Origin of the sequence: Brevibacterium gallinarum, from assembly GCF_014836885.1 — a bacterium.
In the GTDB taxonomy this organism is placed as follows: domain Bacteria; phylum Actinomycetota; class Actinomycetes; order Actinomycetales; family Brevibacteriaceae; genus Brevibacterium; species Brevibacterium gallinarum.
Genome location: NZ_JACSPY010000002.1, coordinates 367,036 through 380,187, shown reverse-complemented (window position 1 = coordinate 380,187; position 13,152 = coordinate 367,036). Strand labels below are relative to the sequence as shown.

Annotated in this window: 12 protein-coding genes; 1 reads left to right on the top strand and 11 read right to left on the bottom strand. The window is 66.4% G+C overall.

The window, feature by feature from the left end; genetic code table 11:
- The 3 genes from H9634_RS03885 to H9634_RS03875 all read right to left on the bottom strand — a co-directional run bounded on the left by H9634_RS03885 (window position 1) and on the right by H9634_RS03875 (window position 2,871).
- A complete protein-coding gene (locus H9634_RS03885) occupies window positions 1-792 on the bottom strand; it encodes an ABC transporter ATP-binding protein (protein WP_191725456.1) in 792 nt (263 codons plus the stop codon).
- A gap of 2 nt (window positions 793-794) precedes the next feature.
- Window positions 795-1,748 (bottom strand): ABC transporter permease, encoded by a 954-nt coding sequence (locus tag H9634_RS03880; protein WP_175293757.1) that lies wholly within the window; start codon window positions 1,746-1,748, stop codon window positions 795-797.
- A gap of 121 nt (window positions 1,749-1,869) precedes the next feature.
- On the bottom strand, window positions 1,870-2,871 hold the full coding sequence (locus H9634_RS03875) for an ABC transporter substrate-binding protein (protein ID WP_191725455.1): 1,002 nt from the start codon (window positions 2,869-2,871) through the stop codon (window positions 1,870-1,872).
- A 280-nt stretch (window positions 2,872-3,151) separates the two neighbouring features.
- Between H9634_RS03875 and H9634_RS03870 the strand changes: the two genes are divergently transcribed.
- Entirely contained in the window at window positions 3,152-4,348 is a 1,197-nt protein-coding gene (locus tag H9634_RS03870) for a cobalamin-independent methionine synthase II family protein (protein ID WP_191725454.1), read from the top strand.
- On the opposite strand, the gene H9634_RS03865 is transcribed toward H9634_RS03870, so the two are convergent.
- From H9634_RS03865 to H9634_RS03830, 8 genes are all read right to left on the bottom strand, one after another.
- A complete protein-coding gene (locus tag H9634_RS03865; protein ID WP_191725453.1) occupies window positions 4,349-5,635 on the bottom strand; it encodes an adenylosuccinate synthase in 1,287 nt (428 codons plus the stop codon).
- Between the two features lie 83 nt (window positions 5,636-5,718).
- Window positions 5,719-6,186, bottom strand: a complete 468-nt coding sequence (locus H9634_RS03860; RefSeq protein WP_191725452.1) for a DUF3151 domain-containing protein — start codon at window positions 6,184-6,186, stop codon at window positions 5,719-5,721.
- 22 nt (window positions 6,187-6,208) lie between these two features.
- On the bottom strand, window positions 6,209-7,042 hold the full coding sequence (locus H9634_RS03855) for a hypothetical protein (RefSeq protein ID WP_191725451.1): 834 nt from the start codon (window positions 7,040-7,042) through the stop codon (window positions 6,209-6,211).
- Window positions 7,039-8,046, bottom strand: coding sequence for a glycosyltransferase family 2 protein (locus H9634_RS03850; protein WP_191725524.1), 1,008 nt, complete (start codon window positions 8,044-8,046; stop codon window positions 7,039-7,041). Before H9634_RS03850 ends, H9634_RS03855 begins: the two co-directional genes overlap by 4 nt.
- Window positions 8,047-8,108: 62 nt before the next feature.
- A complete protein-coding gene (locus tag H9634_RS03845; RefSeq protein ID WP_191725450.1) occupies window positions 8,109-8,888 on the bottom strand; it encodes an ABC transporter ATP-binding protein in 780 nt (259 codons plus the stop codon).
- On the bottom strand, window positions 8,872-9,720 hold the full coding sequence (locus tag H9634_RS03840) for an ABC transporter permease (RefSeq protein ID WP_191725449.1): 849 nt from the start codon (window positions 9,718-9,720) through the stop codon (window positions 8,872-8,874). The genes H9634_RS03845 and H9634_RS03840 overlap by 17 nt, the downstream gene beginning before the upstream one ends.
- A gap of 93 nt (window positions 9,721-9,813) precedes the next feature.
- Complete coding sequence (locus H9634_RS03835; protein WP_191725448.1) at window positions 9,814-10,992, bottom strand: FAD-dependent oxidoreductase; 1,179 nt, start codon at window positions 10,990-10,992, stop codon at window positions 9,814-9,816.
- Window positions 10,993-11,154: 162 nt separating this feature from the next.
- A complete protein-coding gene (locus H9634_RS03830; RefSeq protein ID WP_191725447.1) occupies window positions 11,155-12,774 on the bottom strand; it encodes an HNH endonuclease signature motif containing protein in 1,620 nt (539 codons plus the stop codon).
- Window positions 12,775-13,152 lie beyond the last annotated feature (378 nt).

The following is a 13,152-nucleotide window of genomic DNA, read 5'->3' as shown; positions in this document are numbered from 1 at the left end:
TCAGGTCAGCAGCGCGCGGTCGTCGAGCTGGGCGCCCTTGACCTTGGCGAATTCGCCGAGCAGGTCCTTGACCGTCAGCTTCTCCTTGGTGGCGGCGTCGGCTTCGTAGATGATGTCGCCTTCGTGCATCATGATGATCCGATTGCCCAGGGCGAGCGCCTGCTCCATGTTGTGGGTGACCATGAGGGTGGTGAGGTTGCCCTGGGCGACGATCCGCTCGGTCAGCTTCGTCACCAGCTCCGCCCGCGAGGGGTCGAGGGCGGCGGTGTGCTCGTCGAGCAGCAGGATGCGCGGTTCGGTGAAGCCGGCCATGAGCAGCGACAGCGCCTGCCGCTGACCACCCGACAGCAGCCCGACCTTCGCCTTGAGCCGGCGTTCGAGCCCGAGGTCGAGGCTGGTGAGCTCGTCGGCGAACGCCTCCCGGCGTGCTTTCGTCAGGCCCCGCCCCAGCCCGCGGCGGCGTCCCCGGTTGAGGGCCAGGGAGAGGTTCTGCTCGATGGTGAGGTCGGGTGCGGTGCCGGCCATTGGGTCCTGGAACACCCGGCCGACATAGCGGGCGCGGGAGTACTCCTTCATCCGGTTGACCTTGACGTTGTCGATGGTGATGGTCCCGGCATCGACCGGCAGCCGGCCGGAGATCGTGTTGAGCAGCGTCGATTTGCCGGCGCCGTTGGAGCCGATGACGGTGACGAAGTCGCCTTCATCCAGGTGCAGGGAGAGGTTCTGCAGGGCCCGGCGCTCGTTGACGGTGCCGGGGAAGAAGGTCTTGGAGATGTTCTCGATGCTCAGCATGCTCAGCTCCCCTCTGCTGCGGTGGCGGGTGTCTTGACCGGTGCCGGCTGTGTCTCGGGCGCCAGTTGGCCGGGTGCGCGGTTGCCGCGCCCGCGCAGGGAGGGGATCTTCTTGAGCAGCCCCCAGCGCGGCAGCAGCAGGGCTGCGACGACGAGGATCGCGGTGACGGCCTTCATGTCGTTGGGGTTGAGGCCGTAGCGCATCGCGTAGAAGATGATGAGCCGGTAGATGACCGAGCCGAGGATCGCCGCGAAGCTGGCGATGACGATCGTGCGTGAGCCCAGCAGCGCCTGGCCGACGATGACCGAGGCGAGTCCGACGAGGATGAGGCCCACACCCATCGCGATGTCGGCGAAGCCCTGGTACTGGGCGATGATCGCACCGCAGGCGGCGACGAGCCCGTTGGACAGGGCAAGGGTGAGGATCGTCGTGTTGTCGGTGTTGACGCCGAGGGAGCGGATCATCTCCTTGTTGTTGCCGGTCGCCTGGATCGCCAGGCCGAGGTTCGTGGTGAGGAACCAGTCGACGACGAACTTGAGCACCAGCACGGCGAGCAGGAAGGCCGCCACCGACATCCAGGTGCCCATGATCCGCTCTTCTTTGAGCGGCGTCATGATCGTCGTCTCTCTCAGCAGCGGCAGGTTCGCCTTGCCCATGATCCTCAGGTTGACCGACCACAGGGCGATCATCGTGAGGATGCCGGCGAGCAGCCCGTCGATTCCGCCCTTGGTGTGCAGCAGCCCGGTGATGATGCCGGCGAGCACGCCGGCCCCGCCGGCGGCGAGGGTGGCGACGATCGGGTTGACCCCGGCGATGATGAGGGCCGCTGCGGTGGCCGCTCCGGTGGTGAAGCTGCCGTCGACGGTGAGGTCAGGGAAGTTGAGGACTTTGAACGTCAGGTACACCCCGAGCGCCATGACGCCGTAGATGATGCCGAGTTCGAGTGCGCCGATCATAGTGTGGTGAGATTCTCCGAGTCGTGAGGCGGACTGCAGCGAACGGGAGTGTCCGAAGGGGAAGCACCGTTCGCTGCAGCCCGCACTGTCAGCCTACGCGCCTGTCAGCGCATGGGCACGGTCATTCGACGACGGTGTCAGCCGAGTCGATGAATTCCTGGTCCATCTCAACGCCCATCCGCTTGGCGGCTTCGGGGTTGATGACCAGCTGGTATTCCGACTGCTGCTCGACAGCCATCTCGGCGGGATCCTCGCCGTCCTTGAGGATTTTGAGCGCCATGTCAGCGGTCTGCTTGCCGAGGGCCTCGTAGTCGATGCCGTAGGTCGCTGCCGCGCCCTCTTCGACCTGGCCGGCCTCGGAGCCGATGAGCAGTGCCTCGTTCTTCTCTGCGGCCTGGACCATCGTCGAGATCGCTGAGACGACGGTGTTGTCGGTCGGGACGTAGTAGGCGTCGACGTCGCCGAGGGAGTCGGCGGCCTGCGAGACCTCACCGGAGTTCGAGACGGTGGCTTCCTTGATCTCGATGCCCTGCTCCTCGGCGGCTTCCTTGGCCATCTGGACCTGGACTTCGGAGTTGACCTCACCGGAGCTGTACACGATGCCGACGGACGTGGCGTCGGGGTTGATCTTCTTGACCAGCTCGAGCTGTTCGGCGACCGGGTTGAGGTCGGTGGTGCCGGTGACGTTGCCGCCGGGCTTCTCCAGGCTGTCGACGAGCTGCGCTTCGACCGGGTCGGTGACCGCGGTGAAGACGATGGGCTTATCGGAGATCGCCTGGGCTGCGGCCTGTGCGGTCGGGGTGGCGATCGCCAGCACGAGGTCGAGGTCCTGGGAGGCGAAGTTCTGGGCGATCGAGGTCGCGTTGGACTGGTCGCCCTGGGCGTTCTGCTCGTCGTACTCGACGTCGACGCCGGCGTCCTCCATGCCCTTCTTGAAGCCCTCTGCTGCAGCGTCAAGCGCTGGGTGCTGGACGATCTGGGTGATGCCGACTGTGTAGGACTCCTGGCCGCCGCCGTCACCGCCCTCTCCTCCTTCGCCGCCGCTGTTGCCGCCTCCGCAGGCTGCCAGTGCCAGTGCCGCCGATGCTGCCGTGAAGCCCACGGCCATGCGCTTGATCCGCATGTTCTCCTCCTCTGCGAGAGGGCCGCACACCCCTCTGTGCGCGGCCGCTCAACGAGCTCAACCTATCCCAAGCTGAGCATGACCTGTTAACTATCTCACAGGGGTCCGACGCCTTTGCAGACAGACGGCCTTGAAGGCTGATTCGTTACGGACATTTGACTCAGAACGCCCGTTCGGGCCGGACAGCGCGGCACATGCGTCGCCATATGACGTTCGGCGCATACGACACGCTGCGCGTGTGTTCGACTCTGAGAGACCACACTGTCTGAAAGGAGCTTCAATGACTACGATCCGCACGAGCCACGCCGGCTCTCTGCCTCGCACCGAGGCGCTCATCGCCGCCAATCGAGCCCGCCGTGATGAGGACACCGGCGCCGAGGCGTTCGACGAGCTGCTGACGGAGAGTGTCGTCGACATCGTGGCCCGGCAGCGCGCCCTGGGCATCACCGAACCCAACGACGGCGAGTACGGCCATGCGATGGCCGCCGACTTCGACTACGGGGCGTGGTGGCATTATTCGTTCGCCCGCACCGGTGGTCTGTCACTGTCGGAGCAGGGGCTGTGGGAGCAGCCGGCGGTGCGCTCCCAGCCGGGTCAGGTGCGGCTGACGAGCTTCGGGGACCGGCGTGACCGGCAGCTGTTCCCCGGTGTCTACTCGGATCCCGCCGGTGGCGCCGATACCGGTGAACAGCCGGACTTCCCGAAGGTCACCGGCCCGATCAGCTACACCGGCCACGAGCAGGTCGCCCGCGATATCCGCAATGTCACCGCCGGCCTCGAACAGGCCGGCTACGAGGTCTCGCGCGGGTTCCTCAACTCGCTCTCACCGGGTTCGGCCTCCCGGATCGCCAATGAGCACTATGAGACGGAGGAGGAGCTCATCTGGGCGTTCGCCGATGTGCTGCGCGAGGAGTACCTCGCGATCACCGAGGCCGGCCTCATCGTGCAGATCGATGACCCGTCGATCGCGGAGAACTTCGACCAGATCAACCCGGAGCCCAGCTATGAGGACTACCGGGCGTTCACGCAGATCCGTGTCGAGGCGCTCAACTATGCGCTGCGCGGCATCGACCCGCAGCAGGTCCGCTTCCACACGTGCTGGGGTTCATGGCATGGCCCGCATGTCACCGATCTGCCGTTCGCAGAGATCGTCGACCTGGTGCTCTCGATCAATGCTGCTGGGATCACCTTCGAGGCCGCCAATGTCCGCCATGAGCATGAGTGGCGGATCTGGGAGGACACGACGCTGCCGGACGGCAAGTACATCATCCCCGGCATCGTCTCCCATGCCACGAACGTCGTCGAGCACCCCGAGCTGGTCGCCGACCGGATCGAGCGCTTCGCCCGGCTCGTCGGCCCGGACAACGTCGTCGCCTCAACCGACTGCGGGCTCGGCGGGCGGGTGCATCCGGAGATCGCAGTCGCCAAGCTCGAGGCACTCGCACGGGGAGCCGAGATCGCCGGCTCGCGCCTGTGATCAGTCGAGCAGTTCGTGTCGGACGATCGACTGCTCACGGTCGGGTCCGACGCCGATGACGGAGATCCGACAGCCGGAGAGCCGCTCGAGGGCGAGCACGTAGTTCTGCGCGTTCTCGGGCAGCTCTTCGAAGCTGCGGGCCACCGAGATGTCCTCGTCCCAGCCGGGGAAGGTCTCGAAGATCGGCTTGGCGTGGTGGAAGTCGGACTGGCTTGCCGGCATCTCGTCGTGGCGCACTCCGTCGATCTCGTAGGCCACGCATACCGGGATCTCCTCGATGCCGGTGAGCACGTCGAGTTTGGTGAGCACGTAGTCGGTGAAGCCGTTGACGCGGGCGGCGTAGCGGGCGATGACCGCGTCGTACCAGCCGCAGCGGCGCGGCCGGCCGGTGTTGACGCCGTATTCGCCGCCGGTCTTCTGCAGCCGCACGCCCATCTCGTCGAACAGCTCAGTCGGGAACGGCCCGGCGCCCACACGGGTGGTGTAGGCCTTGACGATGCCGATGACGCGGGTGATGCGGGTCGGGCCGATGCCGGCGCCGATCACTGCGCCGCCAGCACTCGGGTTCGATGAGGTGACGAACGGGTAGGTGCCGTGGTCGACGTCGAGCATCGTCGCCTGGCCGCCTTCCATCACGACGACCTCACCGGCGTCGAGCGCCTCGCCCAGCAGCAGCGAGGTGTCGCACACCATGGGGCGCAGCCGTTCGGCGTACTGCAGGAAGTACTCGACGGTCTCCTCGACCTCGACGGCGCGGCGGTTGTAGACCTTGAGCAGCAGTTCGTTCTTCTGCCGCAGCGCGCCCTCGACCTTCTGCCTGAGGATCGATTCGTCGAACAGATCCTGGATGCGGATGCCGATGCGCGAGACCTTGTCGGCATAGGCCGGGCCGATGCCGCGGCCGGTGGTGCCGATCGCGCGCTTGCCGAGGAACCGCTCGGTGACCTTGTCCATCGTCTGGTGGTAGGGGGCGACGACGTGGGCGTTGGCGGAGATCCGCAGCGCCGAGGTGTCGGCTCCGCGGGATTCGAGCATCTCGATCTCCTCGAAGAGGGCTTCGAGGTTGACGACGACGCCGTTGCCGATCACCGGTGTGACGTTGGGTGAGAGGATGCCGGCCGGCAGCAGCTTGAGTTCGTACTTCTCCCCGCCGACGACGACGGTGTGGCCGGCGTTGTTGCCGCCGTTGGGCTTGACGACATAGTCGACGCGGGTGCCGAGGATGTCGGTGGTCTTGCCTTTACCTTCGTCGCCCCACTGGGCGCCGACGACAACGAGTGCTGGCATCGAGGAGTTCTCCTTGCTTGACTGCCGTTACTCAGCCAGTCTACGCGAGCCCCTGGTCACACCGGGCGGGCAGGACCCTCTCGTCACAGGCTGTCGGAGGAGGCGATGAGGTCGGCTGCTGCGGGGTCGGATTCGCGCAGGAACCGCTCGATGCGCTGCGCTTCCTCGCCTTCGCCGATGGTCGCTGCCGCCCGGCCGAGTGCGTAGAGGGAGCGGAGGAAGCCGCGGTTCATCTCGTGGGAGTACGGGATCGGCCCGGCGCCTCGCCAGCCGGCCTGGCGCAGGGCGTCGAGGCCGCGGTGGTAGCCGACGCGGGCGTAGGCGTAGGAGTCGACGGTCCGGCCCTCGTCGTAGGCTTCATCGGCGAGGACCGCCCAGGCGAGGCAGCTGGCGGGCAGGTCGCTGACGACGTCGGCGGCCTCCTCACCGGCGGTCATCCGCTCCCGCGCCTCGGCGTCGGGGTGGTCGGCGGGCAGGAAGGTCGGCTGCGGGCCGATCTGGTCAGCGGACAGATTGCCGATGTGCGAGGGGTTTCCGAGCGGCTGGTTCATCACGTCTCCTGGTGTGGTCGCTTCAGTCGGTCTTGACGGCTGAGGGCTGGATGGTGAACGGGTTGTCGGCAAGCGCGCCGTAGGCTCCGGCAGAGGCGAGCTCGCCGAGCTGCTTCTCGGTGGCGACACCGGTCACCCACGTCTTCACGTCGCTGGCGAACCACTCGTCGAGGTTCTCAGCGTCGGCCGGGACGGCGGCCATCGGCGCGTCGACGGCATCGGGGCCCTGAGCCTCACCGTCGAATAGCGCAGTGAGGCCGGCTTCACCGGCCTGCGTGAGAACAGCGGGGTCGTCGCTGCGGACGATGATCCCGTCGGTGCGGCCAGTCTCCTCGGCGGTGGTGATGACTTCGCCGATGGTGTCGGCGTCGACGGCGGGCATGAGGACGGTTGCGCTGCCGAAGTCCTCCAGCGCCTTCGCCCACGTCAGCGTCGTGCCGGTGCGCTCGGAGTCCGGTGCGGGGGCGATCGCCGCCTCGGCGAAGGTCGCGTCGTCGGTCTCATCGACCGGCTTCTCAAGTCCGAGGGCCTGAGGTTCAGCGTCGGGGTCGGCGAGTACGAGGGTGCCGTCGGCGGTGCGGGCGAGGTCGACGGCCGGCAGGTAGCCGAACTTCACGTCCTCGGCCAGCGCCTCCTTCGAGTTGGCCGGGTAGAGCGTTGAACCGCCCTGCAGGGCGGCGACGACGGGGCTGTTGAGGCTTGCGACGGTCAGGGACTTCGCGGGGCTGAGCATGTTGAAGGTTACGAGGCCGAGCACGGCGATGGCGGCGATGCCGAGGGCGATGAACACCATCGGCGAGTTCTTGCGCTCAGGCTGTTCGGGGACCGGTGTCCAGCCTTCGGGGGTCTTCGTCATGTGCGACTCCGATCGACGGTCTGCTCGGCTCCGGTGACGGTGCCGCGCAGGAATCCGGCACCCCAGCTCAGGTGCATCGTCGGCACGATCGCGGCGAACCACGCCCGCTCACCGGGCGCACAGTCACGGGCAGTGGCCGCCACGCCGAGGATCCCTGCCGCGTATGCGGCCACGGGTGCGAAGCTCGCCCGCCCGAGCACGCGGACAGGTACGGGAGCCAGTCGCAGGGTGCCTGAGGCCTCGGCGACGGCGCCGGCGGCGGCTGCTGCGGTGCCGAGGACGAGCAGCGGGGGCGCGAAGTAGCGCGGGGAGTTCTTCGCGCCGTAGCGGCGGACGATCTCGGCGCGCCACGTGCCGGTGGCGTAGAACTGCTGGACGACTTTGCGGTATGCGGCGCGCGGCCAGTAGGTCACCTGCAGGCGCGGGTCGAAGCGGACCCGGCCGCCGGCTTCGCGGATGCGCAGGTTGAGCTCCCAGTCCTGGCCGCGGCGCAGGGTGGTGTCGAAGCCGCCGAGGCGGTCGAAGACTTCGCGGCGGTAGATGCCGAGGTAGGCGGATTCGGCGTCCTGGGCTTCGTCGCCGGCGTGGTAGGCCGGCCCGCCGAGGCCGATGCGGGACATGTAGGCGCGGGCGACGGCCTTCTGCAGGGCGGTGCGGCCGCGGGCGACCATGAGCCCGCCGCAGTTGGCGGCACCGGTTTCGCGCAGCACGGCGATGCCGGTGGCGGTGTAGTCGGCGCTGAGCTCGGAGTGGGCGTCGACGCGGATGATGACCGGGTGGCGGGTGGCGGCGACGGCGAGGTTGAGGCTCGTCGGGGTGTCGCCGGCGGGGTTGTGCACGAGGCGGATCCGCTGATCGGCGGCGGCGAGGCGTTCGGCGATGGCGGTCGTGTCATCGGCTGAGGGGCCGAGGGCGAGCACGACCTCCTTGGGGCCGGGGTAGCCCTGGGCGAGGATCGTGTCGACGGCTGCGGCCAGGTGCTCGGCTTCGTTGAGCACCGGCATGATGAACGACACGCCCGGCTCGGCCGGCAGGGCTGGCAGTGTCGCGGGGGCGAGGTCTGCTCTCACTTGTGCTGCTCGTACTCCTTCACGACGGCGTCGGTGTCCCCATCGGCGAGCAGCTCGCCCTTCTCGATCCAGATGGTGCGGTTGCAGGTGTCGCGGATCGAGCGCATCGAGTGGGAGACGAGGAAGACTGTGCCGGCCTTCTCGCGGATGCCGCGGATCCGGGCTTCTGAGCGCTTCTGGAAGTCGCGGTCGCCGACGGACAGGGCTTCGTCGACGATGAGGATCTCGTGCTCTTTGGCGGTGGCGATGCCGAACTTCAGGCGCGCGGACATACCGGATGAGTAGGTGCGCATCGGCATGTCGATGAAGTCGCCGAGGCCGGTGAATTCGACGATCTCGTCGTACTTCGACTCGATCTCCTCACGCGTCATGCCCATCGCGAGCCCGCCGAGGATGATGTTGCGCGAACCGGACAGGTCGCTCATGAGTGCGGCACCGACGCCGAGGAGGTTCGGCCGTGATTTCGCGTAGACGGCTCCCTTGGTGGGCGGGGTGAGTCCGGTGATGGTGCGCATGAGTGTCGACTTGCCCGAACCGTTGGTGCCGATGATGCCGATCGACTCGTTGGCGTAGGCGGTGAAGGACACGCCCTTGAGGGCGTGGACGGTGCGCAGCTCACGGCCGCGCTGCAGCAGGCCCTTGGCTGAGCCGGGAGTCAGGCGCTTGCCGGTGGCCAGGGTCTTGAAGTCGACGTAGAGGTCGTCGACGATGACGACGGGCTGGCCGTCTTCGGGACGGTTGCCGTCGTAGGTGCGGTGCTCAATCGTCTCGGCCATATCGCTCCTCAGCTTTCCAGAAGAAGACGATGCCGATGCACAGGATGACAACGGCCCAGATGGCGTGCTTCCACCAAAAGTCGACGGGGATCTCGTACTCCGGCAGCAGGATGCCGCGGGCGATGGCGAGCACCTCGTAGAGCGGATGCCAGTCGTAGACGGCCGCAATGGCCGGGTACTTGTCGAGGACCGTCGCCGGGTCGAAGAAGACGCCGGAGGTGTAGAAGATCATGCGGGAGATGTAGGGCACGAGCTGGCTGAGGTCGCGCAGGTGGACGGTCAGGCGGGCGAAGATGAGGGCCACGCCCTGGTTGAAGACCCAGAAGATGAGCACGAGGGGAATGAGCAGGAACCAGCTGAACTCCGGCCTGGCACCCCACAGCATCGTCAGGATGATCATGAGCGCCAGGGTCGGCACGAAGTTGAGCAGGTTCTGCAGCACCGTTGAGACCGGCAGGACGAGGCGCGGGAACGGCAGGGACTGCACGAGCGCGGAGTTGGAGATGATCGACTTGGCGCCGCCGTTCATCGAGGAGTTGAAGAACTCCAGCAGGAAGACGCCGATGATGACGTAGGGGACGAATCCCTCCGGCCGCATGGACCCGAGCACGAGGCCGAAGACGAGGCCGTAGATGAGCGCGGAGAAGATCGGCCGCAGCAGCACCCACAGCATTCCGAGGCGGTTGCGCTCGTTCTCGCTTTGGATGCGGAACTTCGCGAGGCTGAAGATGAAGTCGCGCCGCCGCCATACCTCTTTCAGGTAGTGGCTCAGCGGCGGGCGGGCACCAACTCTGTCGAGTGAGTACTTCGCCGCCATCTCAGGCATGCTCATGGTGCGCAGAACGCCCTTCGTCGGTTACAGGATCAGTGCGGAACAGACACATTGTAATCAGCCCCGCTCTTAGCAGTGTACGAGGCCGGGCGCCTAGCTGCGCAGTCGGCGCACCCAGGCGCGCAGATCGAGGTCTCCGCCAGCCGCGTCCGAGGTGGTGGGCCGGTCGGCTGCCGGCAGGGCCAGAATCTTCCGGGCCGCGTTGTGAGCGGGCGGTTGGTTGAGTGTCTCGGCCCCGCACAGCATCCCGTCGCTGAAGTGCAGCACCTGGAAGCGTCCGGACTGTTCGTCTCCGCTGACGATCGCGGTGCCCGTGCCGGTGACCCGGCCTGCGGCGAAGACACGTTCGGGGCCTTGGAAGCTCCAGTGCCATGGCACGTCGTTCCATTCTGCGTCGGGGCTGCCGGCTGCGAGCTGTTCCCCCAGCCATGTCCCCTGCGAGGCTGCGGCTGCTTCGGATTCCATCGGGCCGGCATCGGCCAGTGGGCCGCCGGCAAGGTGGGCAATATCACCGATGGCCCATACGTTCTCGGCGGGTTTCCCGTCGATGGTGAGCCGGAGGCTGCCGTCGACGAGGAGGTGACCGCTGCCGTCGCGGTCCCACTCTTCAGGCAGGGTGGCCGTGAGTGCCGCACCGCCGATTGCGGCGATCCAGACGTCGTGCGCGGTGTAGTCGCTTGGGTCGGCGTCGAGGAGGAAGTTGACACCGGCTTCGGCATGCCGGTCCATGAGTGCGCGGCCGATTGTCTTGTGGTGCCGTCCGATGAGCGGGCGGTCTCCGCGCAGGTACACCGTGACGCGGTGGCCGGCGTCGGCTGCGCTGCGGGCTGCTTCGAGAGCAAGGTAACCGGATCCGAGGACGCCGATGTCTGCGTTGTCGCCTGTTGCCGCGCGGATGGCTTCAGCGTCGGCCGCGCTGCGGATGGTGTGGACCGGTCCGCCTGGCAGCTCGGTCTGCGGGCGTCGCGCCCGCAGGCCTGCGGCCACGACGAGAGCGCTGCAGTCGATGCGCTGACCGTCGGCCAGATGCAGTCCCCGGCCGTGAGCCTCCACCTTGGTCACTTCTCCTTCGATCAGGCGGATGCCGTCTGGTCGTTGGAGAGGCACATGGTTGAGCTCGTCGGCGAAGAGGGTCTTCGACAAGGGCGGGAGTTCGCTGGGAACTGAGCGCGGATCAATGAGGATGACGTCTGCGGCTCCACCGGCACCCCCGTAGGCGCGGGCACATTCGGTTCCGGCCAGGCCGGCGCCGATGATGGCAAGAGTTTCCATGCGGCTCATCGTCTCATGTGGGCAGCAGGGCCCGACACTATGTGGTTATCAAACATCGTTCTGTCACTGCGGTGGTGTTGCAGGCAGCGCTGGGAGTGAAACGACTGGCTGTCGTTTCGGGTAGGTCGTCCGTTTCGGTTAGGTCGTCGGTGGCGGTGCGGTCTAGGTCGTGAGATTGAGGAGTTGTTGGGCGTGCGTCTGTCCGATGGGATTCGTCGGTGGTCTGGCTTTCAGTTGGTGGCCGCCGGGCAGCATCCAGGTCAGCATCCCGGTCTCTGACTGGCGGGTGACGCGGAGTCTGTCGTCGGTTTTCATCTGATGGTGTTCCCGGCACAGCGGGTGAAGATTCCCCATACTGGTGGGTCCGCCTCGTCCGGGGTCTTCGTGGTTGAACGGTTCGATGTGGTCGAGTTCTGCTTTGACTGCTGATCTGTGGCATCCGGGCAGTGTGCAGAACTGCCATTTCTCCACGAGCGCGATCCTCATCTTCTCGGGGATCGTGTAGGTTTCGGCGGCATGATCGAGTGCGGTGCCATCGGTCGGGTCGGTCAGGATCCGGTAGACCGTCGGATGCCCAGTACCGGTCAGCTGGCGGGCGGTTTCAGGTGCGATGGGGTGACCGTTGACCATCCCCGGCACACGAGCATCATCGTCTTCGCCGGTGTTCTCATCGAGGAGAGTCAGTGCTGGGACGGTGATGGTGATGCGGGCTTGGCGTTTGAGCCACTGGCCATCGACAGGGCACTGGACACCTGTTTCGGCTAGCGTGTCGGCGATCTTCTCAGCGGTGGCATCGATATCGATGCCTGCGGAGTTCGCCGCTTCTACAATGCATCTATCGAGCCCGCCTGGGGTGGAGTCACCGACCCGGCCTGGGGTGGAGTCACCGTCGACAGGCTGGGTGGTCAGTGTCCCTGCAGGCTGGCTGCCGGTGAGGAAGTCGAACATCAGCTCACCCATGCCCCGCTGGTCGACGATCTCATGATTCTCAGGTACTCCGAGCGGCTGCCCGAGTCCTTTGATCACCGAGCGTGCCATGCCAGCCAGCCGTGCTTCTAAGAGAGCGATCTGATGAGATGGTCCGCGGGCGATGAGGATCTCGAGTCCGTGGGGTTCGTAATAGGTCTCCACGGCGCGACGATCCCGAACCTGCCTGGTTCGTTGTTCACGCGTGACAAGAGTAGAAATCAGCTGGCTGACAGCGCACTTGAACGCCGTCATATCCGATACCCGGATCCGCGCCAGCCCGGCATCGAAGTCCGCCAGATACTCAGGCTCCAGGCTCGCAGCTCGTGTCGCCCCGTGAAGATACCTGTCATAGCCGATCACCCCGGCACGGGCTTGGGCCGTGAAGGCCGGCAGCCCGACAAGCCCTGCCGCAGCAGCCTGCACACGTGACCGGACCTGTTTGACGGTGGTGTCGAGGGCATCTGCCATGTGCATCAGTGACGTCGACGAAGTCCGTTCGACCAGCCAGGCATACGCATCCCGGCGCTGCTGGGCTTCGTTCCGGTAATCCGTACCGTCACGATCCGCCCGTCCCAGCGCACGGGGATCGGCTGCCAGTTCACGAACCGCATCGACCTGGACTGTCACGTCCTCGGGTGAATCGGAGGCGGTGCGGGCGAGGAAGGCATCGAAGAGGAACCCCAGCCCTGTCATCCGCTGCTGGTCGATGCCCTGGTAGGTGGATCGGAGCCGGTAGAGGCAGTCAGCGAAGTCAGAGGTATCGGCCACCGTGTCGTTGCGGCGGGGTGTGATGACCTGTTCTTCGACGAGCATCGCGGTCACCTCCTTGTGATCTACCGCGATCGTTCTGGTTTCAAGTCTAGGCGTGTTCGATATGCTGTGACAATAGTTTCGACTGTGTTCACATGCAACTCACATAAACATGTGCCTGCTGCGGGTCCTGGTTCCAGTCTGCCACCAGCCACGGACAACCCACCCCACCCCGCAAACACCCCCACCTCGGGAACGGCGGCAACCCGCCCTGCAAACGCAACCCCACCTCGGGAACGCCAACCACTGCCTCGGCCCCCCGTCGTCCGGGCACCCCGCCCCGCGCCCCCACAACACGAAACCGGCCCCGTCGAAAACGACGGAGCCGGTCACGTTGAGCAGGCGGGCCCGACGTGTCGCTCGAACCAAGCAGAACCCGCC